This window comes from Alienimonas chondri (assembly GCF_013036045.1).
Lineage (GTDB): Bacteria > Planctomycetota > Planctomycetia > Planctomycetales > Planctomycetaceae > Alienimonas > Alienimonas chondri.
The window spans coordinates 1-6960 of sequence record NZ_WTPX01000190.1 but is presented as its reverse complement, the minus strand read 5'-3'; the positions used below and the strand labels follow the sequence as shown (position 1 = coordinate 6960).

Sequence of the window (6960 nt, the reverse complement as noted above, 5' to 3'; positions counted from 1 at the left end):
GCTTGGCGGATCCGGCGTCCGGGGGGGTGACCGGGCGGGACGTACGAACGACGGCTGTGTCGTCGCTGCCCTCGCCGGCCTGCCAGCGGCCGGCCGCCGGACGCGGGGACACGGTCGGATCGACCCGCGTGACCTCAGCCGGGCGAGCCGCGGTGCGGGCGCCGTCCAGAGAAACGGTGCGGATCGGCCCGTCGAGGCTCACGCGACCTTCGCCGCCCGCCGACCGCGTCGATTGCGAGGCTGCAGCCATCGCTCTCTCGGCCTGATTGAACGGATCGCTCGCGATCGACTCCCCGGAGACTTGGGAGCGGGGCGAGAGGAAGGCCAGTTGCTTGCTGACCGTCTCGCAGCCGACCCCCGCACAGCACCCCGCGAGCGTCACCGCGAGGGCGACGGGGCGACGGGCGCACCGAACGGCGTCGCGGACGGATCGTTTGGGAACGAAAGGCTTCGCGGAGATCATTCCGGCAGGTCCGCGTGGGGGAGAAGCGAGGAAGGCGGCGCCGCGGCGGCGGCGTTGGCGGCCTCGGGATCGGCGGTCGGTGAGGCGAACGTTCGGTTGAACTCCGCCGGATCGAACGTGTCCGGTTGAATCGGTCGGGCAGGCGGCGCCGCTCCACCGGATTCGGTCAAAGTTTGAGGAGCCGGCGAAACGGGCGCCGTGCGGCTCGCGGCGAGATCGGGCCGTTCAGCGGCGACCCGGGCGACCCAGGCGGTCAACAGTGCCTTGGATGCCGGCCCGCCCTGCACCCGGAACGGCGTCCGGCCGCGGCGGTCGGCGCGGTCGACGCAGGTCGCCACCAGGGGCGAGCGGAGCGCGTTCCCGTCGCCCACGAACGCCAGAGCCGCGGCGAGGTTCAGTCGCGTCGTCGCGGCGGACCGGGACGGATTCTTCAGTTGGAACGCCCCGCTTTCCGTCCCCCCGTGGCAACCGGCATTCCCGCAGCGGGTCAGCAAGACCCGTTCGACTTGGCCGGTGAAGTTCCGAAGCGTCTCCGCGGACAGCCCCGCCGCGGACGCCGTCGCCGGCGCTTTCGAGGAGGCGTTTGCAACATGCGACGCCGGCACGACGCCGGACGAGGTGTGCGTCGGCGCCTGCGTCGGCTTGCCCGCGCGAGCGTTCGCCGCGGCGATGACCGTTTCGACCCGTCGCAGCGCCCGGGACCAGTCGTCCCTGTCCGGTTCGAGTTCCAGCGCCGTCAGCAGTTCTTCGCGGCTCCGCAGCGTCAAACGATTCGTCAGGCACCAGGCGGCGAGCTTCGCGTGCCCGGCGGCGTCCTTCTCGGGGATCTCCGCCTTCAGTTGGAAGTAGGCGTCGTCCAGGCTGGGGGCGTTCACGCGGACGCGATCGCTGGGCAGCACGATCGACCCGCGGGCCGTTCGCACCTTCACGCCGTAGCTGTATTCGGTCACCAGTCCGCCGTAGACCCCGCCGTCCGTCAGCACCAGCACCCGCGGTCGTTCGGCGGAAGCGGGCGTTTGAGCGAAGAGCGAATCGGCCGACGAAAGCCCCGCGGAGAACGCGAGGACGGCGACGACGCGCAGCGTGGGGCGATGAGCGAACACCCCGCGACGCTAGTTCCGCCGCGATTCGGGGGTCAAGATGCATCGGCCCGCCCCGGTGTCCCTCGCTGAACTCCTTCGCCCATGATGCTCGCCGCCGCCCTGCTGATGTCCGCACTCCCCGCTGCCGCCGATCTCCCCGAGGGGATCGAAGTCCGCTCGCATGCCGGGGCCGACGGGACGGAGTACCAACACCTGCTCGTCCGGCCCGCGGAGGTGAAGCCGGGCCAGAAGTACCCGCTGGTCGTCTTCCTGCACGGCGCCGGCGAGCGCGGTTCCGATCCGACCGTGCTGGCGAAGCACTTCTTCCCCGCGATGCTCTCGGAGGAGTACCGGGAGCGGTTCCCCTGCTACATCATCGCCCCGCAGTGTCCGAAGGACGGACGCTGGGCGAACCGCGATTGGCGCGACCCGGAGAACGCCGATGGTTCGATGTCCGCGCCGATGGCCGCCGCCTCTGATCTGGTCGATGCGGCGCTGGAAGAGTTCCCCATCGATACCGACCGGCTGTATCTGACCGGCCTGTCGATGGGCGGCTACGGGACGTGGGACTGGTCAGTGCGGAAGGCGGACTTCTGGGCCGCGACCGCTCCCATCTGCGGCGGCGGGAACCCGGACGACGCCGCGGCGCTGAAGGACCTGCCGCTGTGGGTCGTGCACGGCGGTGCCGACAACGTCGTCCCGCCGCGCCTCAGCCGCGACATGGTCGCCGCGACCGTCGCGGCCGGCGGCGCCCCGATCTACATCGAATACCCCGACGTCGGCCACGATTCCTGGACCCCCGCCTACGCCACGCCGGACGGTTTGATCGCCTGGATGTTCCGGCAGCGGAAAACGCGTTGAGACCGGAGCGCAAGCTCCGGCTGTGCGTCCCCGAACGTCAGGCTATCTGATGACCGAATCGATCGCTCTGTTTCTGACTTGGACGACCTACGGAAGCTGGCTCCCCGGCGACGCCCGAGGCTCCACGTCCCGAGGCGGCCGCCCGGTGTCTCCGGACGAGTCACTCCAGCGGCGAGCAGAACGAGCGATGACGGAATCGCCCTGTTTGCTGACGGTCGAGCAGAGAACCGCCGTGGAACAGGTGATTCGTCGGCACTGCGAGCTGCGGAACTGGACGCTGCATGCTGTCAACGTGCGAACGAACCACGTTCATGTCGTCGTCTTTTCAGGCGACGCGGCGCCGAAACGGGTGAGAGAGGAACTGAAGAGCTGGTCGACTCGTACCTTAAGGGCAGCCGATGAGAGCGGGCGAGTGAAGTGGTGGACTGCTGGCGGAGATATCACATACCTCTATGACGAGGCGGCGGTCGCCGAGAAAGTGGATTACGTGCTGAATGGCCAATAGCGTAGGGTCGCTCCGTCGTGGCGGGAGAGGATGACGCACGGCCGGAGCTTGCGCTCCGGTCTCAACGAATCGGGGAACGAGTTACACTGCCCCCATGCTCGCCGATACGTCCTCCCGTCCGCAGTCCGACGCCGCTTTCGAGCGCGCGAAAAAAGTCATCCCCGGCGGGGTGAACAGCCCTGCCCGGGCCTTCGGGGCGGTCGGCGGGACGCCGGTGCATATGGCCAGCGGCGAGGGGCCGTGGCTGACGGACGTCGACGGCAATCGCTACGTCGATTTCGTCGGCAGTTGGGGGCCGCACATCCTCGGCCATCGCCATCCGGCGGTGATGGAGGCGATCGCGGACGCCCTCACCCGGTCCACCAGCTTCGGCGCCCCCACGCCGGCGGAGACGGAACTGGCGGAACTTGTCGCAGAGGCCGTGCCCTCCGTCGAGCAGGTCCGTATGACCAACAGCGGCACCGAAGCGGCGATGAGCGCCGTGCGGCTCGCCCGCGGCGCCACCGGGCGAGACAAGGTCGTCAAATTCGCGGGGAACTATCACGGGCACGTCGACGCCCTGCTGGTCAGCGCCGGCAGCGGGGCGCTGACGCTCGGGCATCCCTCCAGCCCCGGCGTTCCGGCGGGGTGTACCGCGGACACGATCGTGCTCGATTACAACGACGTCGATCAGCTGACCGCCGCCTTCGAGAAGTACCCGGACGCGATCGCCGGCGTGTTCCTCGAACCGGTCTGCGGGAACATGGGACTCGTCGTTCCGACCGAGGAATTCCTGACGGCTCTCCGCGACTTGTGCACGCGGCACGGCGCCCTGCTGGCGTTCGACGAGGTGATGTGCGGCTTCCGCGTCGCCTACGGCGGGGCGCAGGCCCGGTTCGGCGTGACCCCGGACCTGACGATGATGGGCAAGGTGATCGGCGGCGGGATGCCGGTCGGCGCCTACGGCGGGCCGGCGGAGGTGATGAAGCACATCTCCCCCGTCGGCAGCGTCTATCAGGCCGGAACGCTCTCCGGGAACCCGGTCGCGATGGCCTGCGGCGTCGCCACGTTGAAGGCGTTGCGCGACGGCGATGTCTATGAACGCCTCGAAGCCCTCGCGGCCCGCCTCGAAGCCGGGCTGACGGATGCGATCGAAGCGACCGGCACCCCCGCCTGCATCCAGCGGGTCGGGTCGATGCTGACGCTGTTCTTCACCTCAGGTCCGGTCACAAACCTGATCGACGCGCAAAAGTCGGACGTCGAACGCTTCGCCCGCTACTTCCACGGCATGTTGGACCGCGGCGTCTACCTGCCGTGCAGCCAGTACGAGGCGATGTTCGTCTCCGCGGCCCACACTGAGGAACTGATCGACGCGACCGTCGCCGCGGCCCGTGAGGTGTTGCACGTGATCTGACGCGTTCGGTTCGCCGTCGCCGCCAGGCGGCGCGCTTCGAGAGAGAGACGCGCGCCGCCTGGCGGCGACGGCGAACCGGCTAACGCAGCACCGCGGTCGCCCAGCCGTCGGCCAGTTCCAGCGAGGCCAGCCGCAGCTTGATGCGGGTGCGGGCGTCCGTGGCGACGACGGTGCGGGCCGGCACGACGGACTCTTCCGGGATCGCGTCGCCCAGTCGGCTCCGCAGCACTCGGCCGATCGCCTGTTGGCGGAAGCGGCTCTCGGGCCGACCCAGCGGGGCGACTGACAGACCGCCGCGGGTCAGCACGACCTCGCCGGTTTCCGTCAGCGTCACGTCGAAGGGGATCGAGACCCGCTGCGGCGGCACGTCTTCGCCGGACGTGCCGTCCTCGTTCGCAGGCGCCGCCAGACCCACCCGCACGATGAGAACCAGCCGGTTCGCCTCGAAACACACGCGGATCGGGTCGGAGGCGGCGAAGGTCAGCGTGGGCGGCGGTTCTTCGCCGACGCTGGGTTCCGACGGAGTCAGCGGGGCGATGTCCCGGCCGAACAGCTCGCCGGCGAACTCCGTGACGATCACGCCCAGCTCGTCCGGGGTGACTGTCCGCCCGGCGAGGTTCAGTCGGTCCGCGGAGTTGTTCATCGCGCTTTGATGAACCTGGGCGACGACGCCGTCCTCCGCGATCGGCCGTCGCGGGGCGGGCGTGCCGGCGAGTTCGTCCTGATCCGACAGTCGCACGAAGATCCGCATCTCCCGCTCCGTGCTGGAGATCGATTCCCGCGACGGCGCCAGTCCCAGGTTCGTCGCCCGCCGCCGCAGCGCTCCGCCGGCTCGGAGGTTCACGACGTCAAATTGTTCCGTCAGTTGACGGTCGAGCTGCGGCCGGAGGTTGGATTCCAGTTCCCGCTCCGCCCGTGCGAGGGCGGCCGGTTGGCGCCGGCCGGCTTCCGCGAAGGCTTCCCGCTGGATGACGTCCCGCAGCAGGCCGCCGGCGACGTCGTCGTAGATCGTGTTGATCCGGGTGTTCCGCAGAAAGGGGTCGACGTCCACCGTCGTGCGGCCGTTGCGGAAGCGTGTGCCGTCGTACACCAGCGTTTTGCGGGCTTCGAAGCGGTGGCGGCCGGTCGTTTCCACCCGGGCCTGACGGGTGCGGGAGACGGTCTCCGTCGTCGCCAAACCCCGCAGCACGACGTCGAACCGGGCGGCACCGACCTCCGGGACGACGTCCACGTCGACGTCCACGTCCGTCTCCTGCACGCCGCGGACGCGGGCGCCGAACATCACTTGGCTGATCGCCCCGCGTTCCTTGCGGGTCTGAGCGATGAACCGCCGCAGAAAGTCCTCGCCGATCGCGATGCGGACGTTGTCGCCGTCGTACAGGTCGTCGATGAGGTCGAGCAGCGCCTCCCCGGCCCGCGGAGCGACGGCGGCGAGATCCGCGGCGGCGCCGGCGAGAGCGCGGGCCGCTTCGTCCGTCGCATCGGATTCGAACCGCTCGAACGCGGCGACGAACTGTCGGATCGCGACCGTCGCCCCGTCCGCCGGCCGGGCGTCGTCTCCCGAATAAGTCACGAGGGCGAGCCGCACGTCGGCGATCGACGCCAACCGGCGCCATTCGGGTCGGGCGAGGAAGGCCGCCTGCTCCGGGGCATAGATCGTCGGGTCTGCGAGGTCGTGCACGAGAGCCGACAACGTCCGATGAACCGACGGGCCGGTCTGACCCGCGGCGATGGCATCGAGCCGATCCGCCCGGGCGACCTGCAACCACCGGTCGCCGCCGGGGATCGTCGCGAGTTCCGCCCGCAACGCCGCCATCGCGTCGCTCAAACGCTCGTTCGCCCCGCGGCGGGCGGTTTCTATCGAGACGGACTCGGCCGCGGCCCGCGCGTCCAGCGCCGCCTCGGCGAGTAGCGCCCGTCGTTCGAGCGGTCCGCGGAGGTCTCGCAGCGCCGGGCGGATCGCTGAGAACCGGGGATCGGCCGCGGCGGCGTCCAACTGGGCGACGGCGCCGCGCAGCGTGCGGATCGCCTCACGCTGCCGCGTCGCCGGGGCGTCGGGGAGATAGAGGATGGTGGCGGTCTTCGCCGTCGCGGCGCCCCAGTCGGACCAACGTTCGCCCAGCGGGGCGAAGGCGAAGGCGTCGATCGCGGCGGGCACGCTCTCCGGAAAGACGTCCGCCAACGACGGCGCCGGGGGGCGAACCGCGAGGGCTTCAGCGGCCTGCTCGACGGGGACGGCCGCGGGAGCGGGCGCGAGCCACGCCGCAGCCACGATCAACAGGGCCGCGGGGGAGGTGGCCATACTCAGCGGCGGGAACGAGGGACGGAACCGCTTCGGAATCGGCAGTCGAGAGCCTTGGCGGACGGCGTGATAGTCGCGGCCGATCCGACCGTATCAACACGCATATTTTGCCGCGGGCGCCCAGGGGGCAAGATGGCGAGAACCGGACGGGACCGGCGATCCGTCGGGAAATTCGCTGACGTTCCCGGTCCGGGTGCGAGACGCGCCGCGGACCGCTAACGTCGCTCTTTGACCGCGGTCGTGCCGCTCTGCCGGGTCTCCGTTTCCTCAGCGCCGTCGGCAATCGGCTCGATTCGCTCGAAGGTCTGTCGTTGACATCGCCGAACCTCGCCCCGCTGGAGTATGCGAACCTCA

The 6960-nt window shown here is 70.1% G+C and carries 6 protein-coding genes; 3 read left to right on the top strand and 3 right to left on the bottom strand.

Annotated elements, in window-relative coordinates; genetic code table 11:
- Together LzC2_RS19115 and LzC2_RS19110 are read right to left on the bottom strand one after the other, a co-directional pair.
- Positions 1-463: hypothetical protein (locus LzC2_RS19115; protein WP_171189632.1), on the bottom strand; the 463-nt coding region annotated here is incomplete at its 3' end.
- Positions 460-1566 carry a hypothetical protein gene (locus LzC2_RS19110; protein WP_171189631.1) on the bottom strand — a complete coding sequence of 369 codons (1107 nt, stop codon included), beginning with the start codon at positions 1564-1566 and terminating at the stop codon, positions 460-462. The genes LzC2_RS19110 and LzC2_RS19115, both read right to left, overlap by 4 nt.
- An 84-nt stretch (positions 1567-1650) precedes the next feature.
- Here LzC2_RS19110 and LzC2_RS19105 point away from each other — a divergent pair, with 84 nt between their 5' ends.
- The 3 genes from LzC2_RS19105 (at position 1651) to hemL (ending at position 4304) form a co-directional block, all read left to right on the top strand.
- A complete protein-coding gene (locus tag LzC2_RS19105; RefSeq protein WP_206678803.1) occupies positions 1651-2406 on the top strand; it encodes a carboxylesterase family protein in 756 nt (251 codons plus the stop codon).
- A gap of 49 nt (positions 2407-2455) precedes the next feature.
- On the top strand, positions 2456-2911 hold the full coding sequence (locus LzC2_RS19100; protein ID WP_171189629.1) for a transposase: 456 nt from the start codon (positions 2456-2458) through the stop codon (positions 2909-2911).
- Positions 2912-3005: 94 nt separating this feature from the next.
- Positions 3006-4304, top strand: a complete 1299-nt coding sequence (gene hemL / locus LzC2_RS19095) for a glutamate-1-semialdehyde 2,1-aminomutase (protein WP_171189628.1) — start codon at positions 3006-3008, stop codon at positions 4302-4304.
- Between the two features lie 79 nt (positions 4305-4383).
- Here hemL and LzC2_RS19090 read toward each other — a convergent pair whose 3' ends face one another.
- Positions 4384-6606: a hypothetical protein gene (locus tag LzC2_RS19090; protein WP_171189627.1), complete on the bottom strand. Its 2223-nt coding sequence runs from the start codon at positions 6604-6606 to the stop codon at positions 4384-4386.
- Positions 6607-6960: the final 354 nt, after the last annotated feature.

Excerpts from the sequence above, each read along its gene's own strand:
- LzC2_RS19105 (WP_206678803.1), top strand. The coding sequence starts at position 1,651 with ATGCTCGCCGCCGCCCTGCTGATGTCCGCACTCCCCGCTGCCGCCGAT.
- LzC2_RS19090 (WP_171189627.1), bottom strand. The coding sequence starts at position 6,606 with ATGGCCACCTCCCCCGCGGCCCTGTTGATCGTGGCTGCGGCGTGGCTC.
- LzC2_RS19100 (WP_171189629.1), top strand. The coding sequence starts at position 2,456 with ATGACCGAATCGATCGCTCTGTTTCTGACTTGGACGACCTACGGAAGC.
- hemL (WP_171189628.1), top strand. The coding sequence starts at position 3,006 with ATGCTCGCCGATACGTCCTCCCGTCCGCAGTCCGACGCCGCTTTCGAG.